The sequence below is a fragment of the Burkholderia sp. AU45251 genome (assembly GCF_030482905.1).
GTDB lineage: Bacteria > Pseudomonadota > Gammaproteobacteria > Burkholderiales > Burkholderiaceae > Burkholderia > Burkholderia aenigmatica.
The window spans coordinates 138,923-153,838 of the sequence record NZ_JAUJQH010000012.1 but is presented as its reverse complement, the minus strand read 5'-3'; the positions used below and the strand labels follow the sequence as shown (position 1 = coordinate 153,838).

Annotated in this window: 13 protein-coding genes; 12 read left to right on the top strand and 1 reads right to left on the bottom strand. The window is 68.3% G+C overall.

The genetic code is table 11. The features are described 5' to 3' along the window. Nucleotides 1-55: 55 nt before the first annotated feature. Nucleotides 56-2,446 carry a penicillin-binding protein 1A gene (locus QZM67_RS23170; protein ID WP_301806941.1) on the bottom strand — a complete coding sequence of 797 codons (2,391 nt, stop codon included), beginning with the start codon at nucleotides 2,444-2,446 and terminating at the stop codon, nucleotides 56-58. A 220-nt stretch (nucleotides 2,447-2,666) separates the two neighbouring features. Here QZM67_RS23170 and QZM67_RS23165 point away from each other — a divergent pair, with 220 nt between their 5' ends. The 12 genes from QZM67_RS23165 (at nucleotide 2,667) to ugpQ (ending at nucleotide 14,785) form a co-directional block, all read left to right on the top strand. Further along, nucleotides 2,667-3,593, top strand: coding sequence for a competence protein ComA (locus tag QZM67_RS23165; RefSeq protein WP_301806937.1), 927 nt, complete (start codon nucleotides 2,667-2,669; stop codon nucleotides 3,591-3,593). After that, nucleotides 3,590-4,198, top strand: coding sequence for a fimbrial protein (locus QZM67_RS23160; RefSeq protein WP_301806935.1), 609 nt, complete (start codon nucleotides 3,590-3,592; stop codon nucleotides 4,196-4,198). Before QZM67_RS23165 ends, QZM67_RS23160 begins: the two co-directional genes overlap by 4 nt. Beyond that, nucleotides 4,195-5,061, top strand: a complete 867-nt coding sequence (locus QZM67_RS23155) for a pilus assembly protein (RefSeq protein WP_301806934.1) — start codon at nucleotides 4,195-4,197, stop codon at nucleotides 5,059-5,061. Before QZM67_RS23160 ends, QZM67_RS23155 begins: the two co-directional genes overlap by 4 nt. Next, a complete protein-coding gene (locus tag QZM67_RS23150) occupies nucleotides 5,058-6,692 on the top strand; it encodes a type IV pilus secretin PilQ (protein ID WP_301806932.1) in 1,635 nt (544 codons plus the stop codon). Before QZM67_RS23155 ends, QZM67_RS23150 begins: the two co-directional genes overlap by 4 nt. 40 nt (nucleotides 6,693-6,732) lie before the next feature. Continuing rightward, nucleotides 6,733-7,287: a shikimate kinase AroK gene (gene aroK, locus QZM67_RS23145; RefSeq protein WP_175024578.1), complete on the top strand. Its 555-nt coding sequence runs from the start codon at nucleotides 6,733-6,735 to the stop codon at nucleotides 7,285-7,287. Then, nucleotides 7,284-8,363, top strand: coding sequence for a 3-dehydroquinate synthase (gene aroB, locus QZM67_RS23140; RefSeq protein WP_175024567.1), 1,080 nt, complete (start codon nucleotides 7,284-7,286; stop codon nucleotides 8,361-8,363). The genes aroK and aroB overlap by 4 nt, the downstream gene beginning before the upstream one ends. Before the next feature lie 65 nt (nucleotides 8,364-8,428). After that, nucleotides 8,429-9,613 (top strand): deoxyguanosinetriphosphate triphosphohydrolase, encoded by a 1,185-nt coding sequence (locus QZM67_RS23135; RefSeq protein ID WP_230624516.1) that lies wholly within the window; start codon nucleotides 8,429-8,431, stop codon nucleotides 9,611-9,613. A gap of 90 nt (nucleotides 9,614-9,703) precedes the next feature. Continuing rightward, nucleotides 9,704-11,038 carry a sn-glycerol-3-phosphate ABC transporter substrate-binding protein UgpB gene (ugpB, locus tag QZM67_RS23130; RefSeq protein WP_301806929.1) on the top strand — a complete coding sequence of 445 codons (1,335 nt, stop codon included), beginning with the start codon at nucleotides 9,704-9,706 and terminating at the stop codon, nucleotides 11,036-11,038. Nucleotides 11,039-11,141: 103 nt separating this feature from the next. Continuing rightward, on the top strand, nucleotides 11,142-12,026 hold the full coding sequence (gene ugpA, locus QZM67_RS23125) for a sn-glycerol-3-phosphate ABC transporter permease UgpA (RefSeq protein ID WP_301806926.1): 885 nt from the start codon (nucleotides 11,142-11,144) through the stop codon (nucleotides 12,024-12,026). Then, complete coding sequence (gene ugpE, locus QZM67_RS23120; RefSeq protein WP_039366729.1) at nucleotides 12,023-12,868, top strand: sn-glycerol-3-phosphate ABC transporter permease UgpE; 846 nt, start codon at nucleotides 12,023-12,025, stop codon at nucleotides 12,866-12,868. Before ugpA ends, ugpE begins: the two co-directional genes overlap by 4 nt. Nucleotides 12,869-12,900: 32 nt before the next feature. Then, entirely contained in the window at nucleotides 12,901-13,986 is a 1,086-nt protein-coding gene (locus QZM67_RS23115; RefSeq protein ID WP_175024562.1) for a sn-glycerol-3-phosphate import ATP-binding protein UgpC, read from the top strand. 28 nt (nucleotides 13,987-14,014) lie between these two features. After that, a complete protein-coding gene (gene ugpQ / locus QZM67_RS23110; protein WP_301806920.1) occupies nucleotides 14,015-14,785 on the top strand; it encodes a glycerophosphodiester phosphodiesterase in 771 nt (256 codons plus the stop codon). The last annotated feature ends 131 nt before the right edge of the window (nucleotides 14,786-14,916 follow it).

Genomic DNA, 14,916 nt, shown 5'->3' with positions numbered 1-14,916 from the left:
GTGCCAAAGAAAAAGCGCCCCCGTGGGGGCGCTTTTTTCATGTCCGGGCCGGTGGTCAGTGCGCGAACAGGTTCATGATGTCCTGCTTTTCCTGCTCGTCGACGTGCGGCACGGTGGCATCGACGTTCTGCGCGGCCGGTGCCTGCGGTACGCCGACCGTCGACACGAAGCCGTGACCCGGCGCGAACTCGGTGAAGTACAGCTCGCCGCCGAGCGATTCGACGCCGTCCGGCACCGTCGGCTTGAACTCGGGCACGCCCTTCAGCGCGGCGCCCATGTATTCGATCCAGACGGGCAGCGACAGGCCGCCGCCCGTTTCGCGATCGCCGAGGCTGCGCGGGTTGTCGTAGCCGATCCACGCGATCGCGGCGAGCGTGTGCTGGTAGCCGGCGAACCACGCGTCGTGCGAGTCGTTCGTCGTGCCGGTCTTGCCCGCGAGGTCGGTGCGCTTCAGCACGTTGGTCCGTGCGCCCGTGCCGCGCTGCGCGACGCTCTGCAGCAGGCTGTTCATCACGTACGCGTTGCGCGCGTCGATCGCGCGCGGTGCGTTCTGCTCGGCGACGAGCGGCTGCGCGCGCACGACGATTGCCCCGTTCGGATCGGTGACTTCGGCGATCAGGTACGGATTGACGCGGTAGCCGCCGTTCGCGAAGACCGAGTACGCGCCCGCCATCTGCAGCGGCGTGACCTGGCCCGCGCCGAGTGCCATCGGCAGGTAGGCCGGATGGCGTTCGGCGTCGAAGCCGAAGCGCGTGATGTACTGCTGCGCGTACTTCGTGCCGATGTGGTTCAGGATCCGGATCGACACGAGGTTGCGCGAGCGCTGCAGCGCGGTGCGCATTGACATCGGGCCTTCGAAGCCGCCGCCGTAGTTCTTCGGTTCCCACGGCTGGCCGCCCGTTTCGGCGGCGCTGAAATACAGCGGGCCGTCGTTGATCACGGTTGCCGGCCCGAGGCCCTTGTCGAGCGACGCCGAATAGATGAACGGCTTGAACGACGAACCCGGCTGTCGCCACGCCTGCGTGACGTGGTTGAACTTGTTCTTGTTGTAATCGAAGCCGCCGACGAGCGAGCGGATCGCGCCGTCCTGCGGGACGATCGACAGGAACGCCCCCTCGACCTGCGGCAACTGCGTGATCGACCACTTGCCGGCGTCGTTCTTCACGACGCGGACGATCGCGCCCGGGCGGATGCGGCGATTCGGCTGCGCATTGGCCGACAGCGCGCCCGACGCGAAGCGCAGGTTGTCGCCTTCGATCGTCGCATTGCTGCCGTCGATGAACGCAACCGTGATCTGGCGCGGGGTGGCAGCCGTGACGACCGCGGCAATCAGTTCGCCGTTGTCGGGGTGTTCGAGCAGCGCATCGTCGATCGCCTGTTCGCGGTCGTCGGCACCGGCCGGCAGTTCGATGAAGCCTTCCGGCCCCCGATAGCCGTGCCGGCGTTCGTAATCCATGATGCCCTTGCGTAGCGCGGTGTATGCGACCTGCTGGTCCGCGGAGTCGATCGTCGTGACGACGTTGAAGCCGCGCGTGTAGGTTTCCTCACGGTACTGCGCGTACATCATTTGTCGGACCATTTCCGCGACGTACTCGGCGTGCACGCTGAAATCGCGGCCCGGACCCTTGACGACGAGCGGCTGTGCGACGGCCTCGTCGTACTGTTCGCGCGTGATGAAATTCAGCTCGAGCATCCGTTGCAGGATGTATTCCTGGCGCACCTTCGCGCGCTTCGGGTTCACGACCGGGTTATACGCGGACGGTGCCTTCGGCAGCCCGGCGAGCATCGCTGCTTCGGCGAGTGTGATGTCCTTCAGGTCCTTGCCGAAGTAGACCCGCGCGGCGCTCGCGAAGCCGTACGCGCGCTGGCCGAGATAGATCTGATTCATGTAGACCTCGAGAATCTGATCTTTCGTCAGCGCACGCTCGATCCGGTACGCGAGCAGCATCTCGTAGATCTTGCGCGTGTAGGTCTTCTCGCTCGACAGGAAGAAGTTGCGCGCGACCTGCATCGTGATCGTGCTCGCGCCCTGCGACGCATGGCCGTTCGTCAGCGCGACGAAACCGGCGCGGACGATGCCGGTGAGGTCGACGCCGCCGTGATCGTAGAAGCGCGCGTCCTCGATCGCGAGGATCGCGTTCTTCAGCGAGGCGGGCACGTCCTTGAAATGGACGACGTCGCGGCGCTCTTCGCCGAATTCGCCGATCAGCACGTGATCGGACGTATAGATGCGCAGCGGCACCTTCGGCCGATAGTCGGTCAGCGCGTCGAGCGACGGCATGTTCGGCCAGGCGACGACGAGCGCGTAGCCGAGCACGAGGCCGCCGGCCACGACGAGCGCCACGCACATCGTGGCGAATCCGAGCAGGACTTTTTGCCACCAGGGCCGCTTCTTCGGCTCCGGGGCAGGAGGCGGGGACGTAGGAGTCGTGGATTGCATAGGCATACCGGAAAACAGTCCCGCGATTATAGCTGCCCGGTAAGACCGGTCCTGACGTGGGGGCCGCCCGCCGCGCAGCTGCGGGCTGGCGTGCTTCCAGCATAGCCCGCGCACGGCCGTCGCGAGCGGATACTGGCCGTTAGGCCGACTGTCGGCCGCACGCGCCGTTTTGCAGAATCAGGTCTCGGAAACGCGGCGTGGGCCGCGACGATCTCGGGAGGCTGCGATGGCAGGACGATGGGGAGCGCGGTTTGCGCGGGGCGGGCACCGGTCGACGGGAATCGACGTCGGTTCGGACGAGGTGAGGGTGGTCGTGCTGAGCCGGCGCGGCCGGGGCGCGGAGGTGTGCGTCGAGGGGCTCGAGCGGGAGCCGGTTGGGTTGGCGGGCGGGCCGGAGGATGCGCGTTGGGCGGCGGTCGCGCGTGCGCTGGCTGCAGCCGTGTCGAGGCTGTCGGTGGCCGATGTGCGGTGCGATGCGCGCGGGGTGATGGCGTTGCACGATGACGAGATGCGCACCGCGACGCTCGATCTGGCCGGGCGGGACGACATCCCGGACGCCGCGCGGCAGGCGGCCGAACGCATCTCGGGGCTGGCGCCGGACAGCCTCGCGTTCGACTGGCGGCAGGATGGCGGCGCGGAGGCGGGCGAGATCGAGGTTGCCGTGGCCCCGCTGGCGCTGCTCGAGCGCCGGATCGACGTGGCTGCGCAGGCCGGTGTCGACCTGACGGTGGTCGACGGCGAGTCGGCCGCCGCGCTGCGAGCGTTGCGCTACGCCGCGCAGTTCGAACCCGACGCGCAGGCGGGTCCCTACGCGGCGCTCTGGTTTCACGACGCGGGCGTGCACGGCTGGCGAATCGACGGCCCGTTGGCCGTACCGGTGCTGACGCTGTCCGGCGCCGCGCCGGGGGCGTTTCCCGATGCACTGCGCCGGCGCGCGCTCGGGGCCGTGCATTGCGTACTCGTGGCCGGGGACGAGCGGTGCATCGCCCGCTTCGATACGTCCGTCGCCGAGATTGGCGACGTGCTCGGCGCGGTTGCGGTGTCGTTCAACTGTACGGGCTGGAGCGGGCAGCCATGCCTGCCCGCCGGCATGCCGGGCGGTCCGGCGCTGGCTGTCGCATTCGGGCTGGCATTGCGCGGGGTGTGGGAGTGACGGTCCATCGCGCGGAGCAGGGCGGCTTCAACCTGCTGCCGTATCGCGAGCGGCTGGCGCAGGCGTTGCGGCGTCGTCGGGCCGCGCAGTGCGGCATGGCGATTCTGTTCGGCGTGCTTGGCGCCGGCCTGTGGACGGGCGCTGCTACCGGGGCGCGGTGGCGGGTGGATGCCGAGCGCGCAAGCGTGGAGGCGCGGCTGCGGCAGTTGCAGCCGCAGGTGGGTGCTGCGACGCGCGCCGCCAACGCAGCGGCTGTTACCGCGCAGCGCGACGCGCAGGCGGCTGAGCTTGCCGAGCCTTACCGGCACGTCGCGGGGCTGCTGGCGACACTGGCGCAGGTGGGCGCCGGCACCGTCCGGCTCGACGCGCTGCGCACGACGTCGGCCGGTGCCGTGCTCGATGTGCGTGCCGTGAGCTACCCGGCGGCGGCGCGATGGCTCGCGGCGATGGCGCGCGAGCAGCGTGGCTGGCGGATCGATATCGATGCGTTGAAGCCTGCTTCGGATGCGCCGGTCGCGACGGGCGGGATGCCGTTCCGGTTCTCGGCCCAGTTGCGCTGGCACGATGCGCTGCCGTCCCGGAAAGCGTCGGGAGGTGGCGCATGACGGCGCTCGTCCATCGGCCCGCACCGCACGGCGGCAGGTGGCTCGGCGGCATGCGGCGCGTGTCGCCGGCGGCTACGCACATCGCAGGCTGCGTGGTCGCGTTCGCGGCTGTGCTGGCGGGCGGCATTCATCTGGCGAATGCCGCTGACTGGAGCGGGCTTGCACACGGCCGCGCATTGCTGGCAGCGGCGCAGATGCGTGAGGCCGACGCGCAGCGTGTCCTGGCAGCCGCTGTACGGCAACGGGACGTGTATCCGGCGGCGGCACACGGCGATCGCTTGTCGCGTGCGCCGGAGTGGGCCGTGTTGATGCTGGAACTGGCAGATCGCGCCGCGTCGAGCGGGCTGCGCGACGTATCGATCGAACCGCTGCGTGCCGATGGTGCCGCGCAGGACGGCCGGCGCACGGTGCGCATCGTCGCGGATGGCGGCTTTCGCGCGCTGCTGCAGATGGTCGGCGGGCTGGCGCGTTTCCCGGTGCTGGCGGTGCCGACCGCGCTGCGTGTCGAACGGGGAAAGGCGGCGGCGCGCGTGGAAATGTCTGTCGACGTGTTTCCGGGGTTGCCGGCGGCGACGTCTACGGCTGGGGAGGTGCCGGTTCTGGCTGACGCACCTGGCGCAGATCCGTTCGGCGTCACCGGCACGTCTGAAGCGGAGGGGGCGGCTGCTCGTCTGGCCGGCACGATTCGCGCCGGGCGCGCCGGACTCGCGCTGTTCGACGACGGTGACGGCGCGTTCGCGGCCGTGGTGCCCGGCGAAGCCCTCGGGGCCGCGCGGGTGGTGCGAGTCGAGCCCGTCGCCGTGACGCTCGCGACGGCGGACGGCGCGTACCGCGTCACGCTGGACGACGGGAGGCGGCCATGATGAAGCATGGATGTCGGGCACTCGCCGTCTGGGCCGGCTTGACGGCGGCCGGCGCAAGCGCCTCGTTGCCGCCGCTGCCGGCCGTCTGGCCTGCCGCTGCATCGATGGACATGCCGCTGCCTGGCCTGCCGCTGCCCCAAGGTACGGTGGACGGTGCGGACAGCACCGTATCGGCGGAGGCGGGCCCACCTCCGTTCGACCAGGCAGCTCGCGCGGCGCTTCAGGCGGCGGCCGCCACTCCGGCACCCGGGCTGGAGGGGCCGCCGATCCCGTTGGCGCCGCCGGCCCGGATCGGCGACGCCGCGGCACGGCAACCCGGCGATGCGGACGACGCGCGGCGGATCTCGCTGAATCTGCAGGGCGCGGGGCTCGCGGCCGCGTTCGATGCGTTCGCGCGGTTCACCGGGCTCAATATCGTCGTCGGCGAACAGGTGCGCGGCACCGTCACGTTACGTCTGAACAATGTGCGCTGGCGCGACGCCTTCGACACGCTGCTGGACACGCACGGGCTCGCGATGTCCCGGCGGGGCAACGTGATATGGGTCACGCCGGCGGCCGAGCTGGCTGCGCGCGAACGCGAGCGCTTCGAAATGCACGCGCGGGCAGCCGATCTGGAGCCGCTCGCGAGCCGTACGTTCGCGCTGCACTACCCGCGCGCGCAGGACGTGCAACGGCTGCTGGCCGGCGCGACGGGCCAGCGCCTGCTGTCGAAGCGTGGCGCCGCGGCGGCCGATCCGCGTACGAACCTGCTGTTCGTCACTGATCTCGCGCCGCGTCTCGACCAGATCGCGAGCCTGATCGATGCGATCGACCGGCCGTCGCGGCAGGTCCGGATCGAGGCCCGCATCGTCGAGGGCGAGCAGGGTTTTTCGCGCAACCTCGGCGCTCGCGTTGCGCTGCGGGCGCAGGAGAGGCCGCCATCGGGCGAGAGCGCCACGTTCACAGCCGGCGCGCGCAACGCGCTCGACCTTGCTGCGCGGCCGCTCAGCGGCTTCGAAGCGGCAACCGCGGGCTTCACGTTGTTCGCCGCGCCGCTCAGCCGCGTGCTCGACGTCGAACTGAGCGCGCTCGAGGCGCAGGGGCGGGGTCAGATCGTTTCGCGGCCGCGCGTGGTGACCGCCGATCGCGTCAAGGCCATCGTCGAACAGGGGTCGGAGCTGCCGTACCAGGCGAAGGTCGGCAACGGCGTGAGCGGCGTGCAGTTCCGCCGGGCGACGCTCAAGCTCGAGGTCGAGCCGCAGATCACGCCGGACGGGCGCGTGGTGCTCGACCTGGACGTGACGAAAGACAGCATCGGCGAGCCGACGGCGGCCGGCCCGGCGATTCACACGAAGCATGTCCAGACGCGCGTCGAGGTCGAGAACGGCGGGACGGTCGCGATCGGCGGGATCTATGAGCAACTGAACCGGAACGATGTGACGCGCGTGCCACTCTTGGGCAAAATACCGTTTCTGGGCGCGCTTTTCCGGCACCGCGCGCAGCGCGACCAGCGCAACGAACTGGTCGTCTTCATCACGCCGACCGTCGTCGATGCGCGCTGCGATGCGCGCGGCGCGGGCAGCGCGGATGACGGAAAAACAGGGCCGGAAGCCGCCGGCGCAGGCTCGACAAGGCAGCCGCTTTGCCAGTAAGCTGCGCCACACACCAGCAAGATTGAAGCAGAGGAAGCCGTTGCAAGCGCGGGACCCACATGCAAACGTATTTTTCGTCGGCCTTATGGGAGCGGGTAAGACCACCGTGGGCCGTGCGGTCGCGCGTCGTCTCGACAGGACGTTCTTCGACTCCGACCACGAAATCGAGGCCCGCACGGGCGCGCGCATTCCGGTGATCTTCGAAATGGAGGGCGAGGCCGGGTTTCGCGATCGCGAAACGCAGGTGATCGCCGAGCTCACGCAGCGCGAGAACATCGTGCTCGCGACGGGCGGCGGCGCGGTGCTGCGCCCGGAAAATCGCGACTACCTGAAAAGCAGCGGCATCGTCGTCTACCTGCGCGCCAATCCGCACGATCTGTGGCTGCGTACACGCAAGGACAAGAACCGCCCGCTGCTGCAGACCGAAGATCCGAAGGGGCGTCTCGAAGCGCTGTACGAAGTGCGCGACCCGCTGTACCGCGAATGCGCGGATTTCGTCATCGAGACCGGTCGTCCGTCGGTCAACGGTCTCGTCAACATGGTGCTGATGCAACTCGAACTGGCCGGCGTCATCGCCAAGCCGCTACAAGCATGATTACTGTCAACGTCGATCTGGGCGACCGCGCCTACCCGATTCACATTGGCGCCGGCCTGATCGGCCGCGCCGAGCTGTTCGCCCCGCACATCAAGGGTTCGTCCGTCACGATCGTCACGAACACGACGGTCGATCCGCTCTACGGAGATGCACTGCGCGCGGCGCTTGCACCGCTCGGCAAGCGCGTGTCAACGGTCGTGCTGCCGGACGGCGAGGCGTACAAGAACTGGGAAACGCTGAACCTGATCTTCGACGGCCTGCTGACTGACCGCGCGGACCGCAAGACGACGCTCGTCGCGCTCGGCGGCGGCGTGATCGGCGACATGACGGGCTTTGCTGCTGCGTGCTACATGCGCGGCGTGCCGTTCATCCAGGTGCCGACGACGCTGCTGTCGCAGGTCGACTCGTCGGTCGGCGGCAAGACGGGCATCAACCACCCGCTCGGCAAGAACATGATCGGCGCGTTCTACCAGCCGCAGGCCGTGATCGCGGACATCGGCGCGCTGACGACCCTGCCTGACCGCGAGCTGGCGGCCGGCGTCGCCGAGGTCATCAAGACCGGTGCGATCGCCGACGCGGAATTCTTCGACTGGATCGAGGCGAACGTCGACGCGCTGAACCGCCGCGACCCGGCTGCGCTCGCACACGCGGTGAAGCGCTCGTGCGAGATCAAAGCGAGCGTGGTGGCGGCCGACGAGCGCGAAGGCGGCCTGCGCGCGATCCTGAACTTCGGCCATACGTTTGGCCACGCGATCGAGGCCGGGCTCGGCTACGGCGAATGGCTGCACGGCGAGGCGGTCGGCTGCGGGATGGTGATGGCGGGCGACCTGTCGGTGCGGCTCGGCCTGCTCGACGAAGCGTCGCGGCAGCGCCTCGATGCGGTGATCGCGGCCGCGCACCTGCCGACCCGCGGGCCCGCGCTCGGCGACGCGCGCTACATGGACCTGATGCGCGTCGACAAGAAGGCCGAGGCCGGCGCGATCAAGTTCATCCTGCTGAAGCGATTCGGCGATACGCTGATCACGCAGGCGCCGGACGAAGCCGTGTTCGCTACACTGGCACAGACGACCGGCTAACGGCGGCCCGGATGCCCCGGCGCCCCTGACATGGAGGAGACGTGAGCGAGACATCCAGCAGCACACTGCACGAAGCCGGCAGCGCATCCACTGCGCCGGTGGCCGAGCCGCCGACACTGGCGGCGCTGGAAGCCCATCTCGCTCCGTATGCCGCTCACGCATCGCAGTCGCGCGGCCGTCGCCATCCGGAAACACCACCGGCGGCGCGCACCGAATTCCAGCGCGACCGCGACCGCATCGTTCATTCGACCGCATTTCGCCGGCTCGAATACAAGACGCAGGTCTTCGTCAATCACGAAGGCGACCTGTTCCGCACACGCCTCACGCACAGCCTCGAAGTGGCGCAGATCGCACGCTCGGTCGCGCGCAACCTGCGCCTGAACGAGGATCTCGTCGAGGCGATCTCGCTCGCGCACGATCTCGGCCATACGCCGTTCGGCCATGCGGGGCAGGACGCGCTGAATGCCTGCATGCGCGAGCACGGCGGCTTCGAGCACAACCTGCAGAGCCTGGCGGTCGTCGACGAGCTCGAGGAGCATTACGGCGCGTTCAACGGGCTGAACCTGTGCTTCGAGACGCGCGAAGGCATTCTGAAGCACTGCTCGCGCGAGAATGCGCGCAAGCTCGGCGCGCTTGGCGAGCGCTTCCTGCAGGGCCGCCAGCCGTCGCTCGAAGCGCAGCTTGCCAACATCGCGGACGAGATCGCCTACAACAACCACGACGTCGACGACGGCCTGCGTTCCGGTCTGATCACGATCGAACAGCTCGCGGAAGTCGAGTTGTGGCAGCGCCACTACGAGGCGGCGCTCGCCGAATTCCCGCACCTCGAAGGCCGTCGTCTCGTGCACGAGACGGTGCGCCGCATCATCAACACGCTGATCGTCGACCTGATCGACGAGACGACGCGCAACCTCGCGCGCGTCGCGCCCGCGTCGCTCGACGACGTGCGCGCCGCGCCGCCGCTCGTGTCGCACAGCGAGACGGTCGCCGCCCAGGCGGCCGCCCTCAAGCGCTTCCTCTTCAAGAACCTCTATCGCCACTACAAGGTGATGCGCATGGCGAGCAAGGCGCAACGCGTCGTCACCGGGTTGTTCGATGCGTTCATCGACGATCCGCGCCTGCTGCCGCCGCCATACCAGTCCGACGACGCCGCACAGCAGCCGCGTCTCGTCGCGCACTACATCGCCGGCATGACCGACCGCTTCGCGCTGAAGGAGTACCAGCGCCTGTTCGTCATCAGCGACAACTGACTGTCACAAACGATCACTAGACTTCGCCGGTTCAATGGCGACGGGAATGTTGCACACGCTGTTGGTAACGTTTTCATAGGAGAGAGATCGATGAAGAAGCAGCCTGCGGGGACCATGGTTCGTTCGATCGCGCTCGGCGGCGCGCTGATGTTCGGGGCGCAGCACGTGGCGTTCGCCGCGACGGAGATCCAGTTCTGGCATGCGATGGAGGCCGCGCTCGGCGAGCGGGTCAATGCGATCGCCGACCAGTTCAACGCGTCGCAGAGCGACTACAAGATCGTGCCGGTCTTCAAGGGCACCTACGACCAGGCGCTCGCGGCCGGCATCGCCGCCTATCGTAGCGGCAACGCGCCGGCGATCCTCCAGGTCTATGAAGTCGGCACGGCCACGATGATGCAGGCGAAGAAGGCCGTCGTGCCCGTCTACGACGTGTTCAAGCAGGCCGGCGTGCCGCTCGACGAAAAGGCGTTCGTGCCGACCATCGCGAGCTACTACAGCGACGCGAAGACGGGTCATCTCGTGTCGATGCCGTTCAACAGCTCGACGCCGGTGCTGTACTACAACAAGGACGCGTTCAAGAAGGCCGGGCTCGATCCGAACCAGCCGCCGAAGACGTGGGCCGACGTGCAGGCCGATGCCGAGAAGCTGCGCAAGTCGGGGATGGCGTGCGGCTTCACGACCGGCTGGCAGGGCTGGGTCCAGCTCGAGAACTACAGCGCGTGGCACGGGCTGCCGTTCTCGAGCCGCAACAACGGCTTCGACGGTAGCGACGCGGTGCTCGAATTCAACAAGCCGCAGCAGATCGCGCACGTCGCGTTCCTGCAGCAGATGGCGAAGGACGGCACGTTCACGTACGCGGGCCGCAAGGATGAAGCGTCGGCGAAGTTCTACAGCGGCGACTGCGGGATCATGACGACGACGTCGGGCGCGCTCGCGAACGTGCAGAAGTTCGCGAAGTTCAGCTACGGCACGGGCATGATGCCGTACGACGCGAACGTGAAGGGCGCACCGCAGAACGCGATCATCGGCGGCGCGAGCCTGTGGGTGCTGGCCGGCAAGGATCCGGCGACCTACAAGGGCGTCGCGAAATTCCTCGCGTACCTGGCCTCGCCGGCCGTCGCCGCGAAGTGGCACCAGGACACGGGCTACCTGCCGGTCACCACGGCCGCGTACGACCTGACGCGCCAGCAGGGCTTCTACGCGAAGAACCCGAGCGCCGAAACCGCGATCAAGCAGATGCTGAACAAGCCGCCGCTGCCGTACACGAAGGGGCTGCGCCTCGGCAACATGCCGCAGATCCGCACGGTGGTCGACGAGGAATTCGAGCAGGTCTGGGCGCAGAAGAAGTCGCCGAAGGACGCGCTCGATTCGGCCGCATCGCGCGGCGACGAACTGCTGCGCCGCTTCGAGAAGTCGGGCGGCTGAGCCCGCATCGCACCGTGCCGCCGGCCGCGTCGCATCCTGTACGGATGCGCGCGCCGGCCGGCGGCACGGCCATCTTTCCGTTGCGCCTGACCGGATATCCGCGATGCAATCCCGTTCCCGTTTCGGTACGAGCCTGTTGCCGTACCTGCTGATCGCGCCGCAGCTCGCGATCACCGCCGTGTTCTTCCTGTGGCCGGCCGGCGTCGCGCTGTGGCAGTCGACGCAGATGCAGGATGCGTTCGGCACCTCGAGCGAATTCGTCGGCCTGGCGAACTTCACGCACCTGTTCGCCGATCCGCTGTATCTCGATTCTTTCCGCACGACGCTCGTGTTCAGTTCGCTTGTCACGGCGAGCGGGCTCGTCGTGTCGCTGATTCTCGCCGCGTGCGCCGATCGCGTGATCCGCGGTGCGCGCGTGTACCGCACGCTGCTGATCTGGCCGTATGCGGTCGCGCCGACGATCGCCGCCGTGCTGTGGGCGTTCCTGTTCAATCCGAGCATCGGCCTGATCACCTATGCGCTCGCAAAGAGCGGCATCGTGTGGAACCACGCGCTGAACGGCGGCCAGGCGATGTTCCTGGTCGTGCTCGCGTCGGTGTGGAAGCAGGTGAGCTACAACTTCCTGTTCTTCTACGCAGGCCTGCAGGCGATTCCGCGCTCGCTGATCGAGGCGGCGGCGATCGACGGCGCCGGGCCGGTGCGGCGCTTCTTCAACATCGTGCTGCCGCTGCTGTCGCCCACCAGTTTCTTCCTGCTGGTCGTGAACCTCGTGTACGCCTTCTTCGACACCTTCCCGGTGATCGACGCGGCCACCGGCGGCGGCCCGGCGCAGAGCACCAAGACGCTGATCTACAAGATCTTCGCGGAGGGCTTCCAGGGGCTCGACATCGGCAGCTCGGGCGCGCAGTCGGTCGTGCTGATGATCATCGTCGTCGGGCTCACGGTGATCCAGTTCCGCTTCGTCGAACGCAGGGTGCAATACGCATGATCGAGAATCGCAAGGGCTTCGACCTGTTCTGCCACGCGGTGCTGATCGCGGGTGTCGTGCTGATCGTGTTTCCCGTCTACGTCGCGTTCTGCGCGGCGACGATGAATGCGCAGGAAGTATTCACGGTGCCGCTGTCGCTGGTACCGAGCACGCACCTGTTCGAGAACGTCGCGTACATCTGGGGGCACGGCAGCGGCGGCACGACGGCGCCGTTCGGCCGCCTGCTCGTGAACAGTTTCGCGATGGCGCTCGGCATCGCGGTGGGCAAGATCGCGGTGTCGATCCTGTCCGCGTACGCGATCGTCTATTTCCGCTTCCCGTTCCGCAACACGGCGTTCTGGCTGATCTTCGTCACGCTGATGCTGCCGGTCGAGGTGCGGATCTTCCCGACCGTGCAGGTCGTGTCGACGCTGCACCTGACGAACACCTATGCGGGGCTCACGCTGCCGCTGATCGCGTCGGCGACCGCGACGTTCCTGTTCCGCCAGTTCTTCATGACGCTGCCCGACGAGCTGATGGATGCCGCGCGCATCGACGGCGCGGGGCCGCTGCGGTTCTTCTGGGACGTCGTGCTGCCGCTGTCGAAGACGAGTATCGCGGCGCTGTTCGTGATCACGTTCATCTACGGCTGGAACCAGTATCTGTGGCCGATCCTGATCACGACGGAGGCATCGCTGTCGACGGCGGTGGTGGGTATCAAGACGATGATCGCGAGCGGCGACGCCGCGACCGAATGGCAATACGTGATGGCGGCGACGCTGCTGGGGATGATTCCGCCGCTCGTCGTCGTACTGGCGATGCAGCGCTGGTTCGTGCGCGGCCTCGTCGATTCCGAGAAATAAACAACGGACGGTAACCGGGAGAAGGACCAGGTATGGCTGCGTTGAGCTTGAAGGGCGTCAGGAAATCCTACGACGGCAAGCAGCACGTGCTGCACGGCATCGACGTGGAGATCGCGGACGGCGAATTCATCGTGCTGGTCGGCCCGTCGGGCTGCGGCAAGTCGACGTTGCTGCGGATGATCGCGGGGCTCGAGACGGTGACGGATGGCGAGATCGCGATCGGCGAGCGCGTGGTCAACGCGCTGGAGCCGAAGGATCGCGACATCGCGATGGTGTTCCAGAACTATGCGCTGTATCCGCACATGACGGTCGCGCAGAACATGGGCTACGGGCTGAAGATCCGCGGGCTCGAGCGCGCGACGATCGACTCGCGGGTGGCCGCGGCCGCGAAGATCCTCGAACTCGAGCCGCTGCTCGCGCGGCGGCCGCGCGAGCTGTCGGGCGGCCAGCGGCAGCGCGTCGCGATGGGGCGTGCGATCGTGCGCGAGCCGTCGGTGTTCCTGTTCGACGAGCCGTTGTCGAACCTCGACGCGAAATTGCGCGTGCAGATGCGGCTCGAGATCCAGCGGCTGCATGCGCGGCTTGCGACGACGAGCGTCTACGTGACGCACGATCAGATCGAGGCGATGACGCTCGCGCAGCGCGTGATCGTGATGAACCGCGGCTACGCGGAGCAGATCGGCGCGCCGGTTGACGTGTACGAGAAGCCGGCGACGGTGTTCGTCGCGGGCTTCATCGGCTCGCCCGCGATGAACCTGATGCACGGCCGGCTGTCGGACGACGGCGCGACATTTACGGTTGCAGGCGGCGGCCCCGCGCTGCCGGTTGCCGGCGCGCCCGGAATCGGGACGGCGATCGCCACCGGGCGCGACTGGGTGCTCGGCGTGCGTCCCGAACACATGACGCCGCAGCCGGGCGTCGCGCAGGCGACGCTGCCGGTCGATTCGTGCGAGCTGCTCGGCGCGGACAATCTCGCGCACGGCCGCTGGGGCAATCACGACGTTGCGGTGCGCCTGCCGCACGCAGACCGCCCCGCGCGCGGCACGGCGCTGGCGGCTGCGCTGCCGGCGCACCGGCTGCACTTCTTCGATCCCGAGACCGGCAAGCGTGCCGCCTGAACCTGCTGCACCTGCCGAGAGACCGACGATGACAACCCGTACCGACTGGCCGTATCCGCGCGTCGTCGCCCATCGCGGCGGCGGCACGCTCGCACCGGAGAACACGCTCGCCGCGCTCGACGAAGGCGCGCGTCGTGGCCACCTGATGGTCGAGTTCGACGCGAAGCTGTCGGCCGACGGCGTGACGTTCCTGCTGCACGACGACACGGTCGACCGCACGTCGAACGGTCATGGCGCGGCGGCGGGCATGCGTTATGACGCGCTGGCCGCGCTCGACGCGGGCGCGTGGCTCGACGCGCGCTTCGCGGGCGAGCGGATGCCGACGCTCGAGGCCGCGGCGGCGCGCTGCCTCGCCCACGGGCTGGCCGCCAATGTCGAGATCAAGCCGTGCCCGGGACGCGAGCGCGAGACCGGGCAGCGCGTGGCGGCCGACGCGGCCGCGTACTGGCGCGATGCCGCCATTCCGCCGCTGCTGTCGTCGTTTTCGTTCGATGCGCTGCAGCAGGCGCGCGCGACCGTGCCGGCGCTGCCGCGCGGGATGCTCTACGAAGCCGTGCCGGACGACTGGCATGCGCAGGTCGTCGGTGCGCTCGACTGCCGATCGTTGCATGCAGACCACAGCCGGCTCGACGAACCACTCGTGCGCGCGATCAAGGCGGCCGGGCTGTGCATCCTGGTTTACACGGTGAACGACCTTGAACGGGCGCGCGAACTCGCGCGCTGGGGCGTCGATGCGGTCTGCACGGACCGCATCGACCTGATTGCCCCCGATGCGCTGGACGACATCGACATCGTCTAGCAGCCGCTTCAGCGCCCGGCCTGGCCCTTGCAAGAACGTGCCTGACGCGAAAAAACGACGCCCCGGCGGGATTCCCGCCGGGGCGTTTTGCATCGTGGAGACGTTACGCCAGGAAAAATCCGCTACAAATT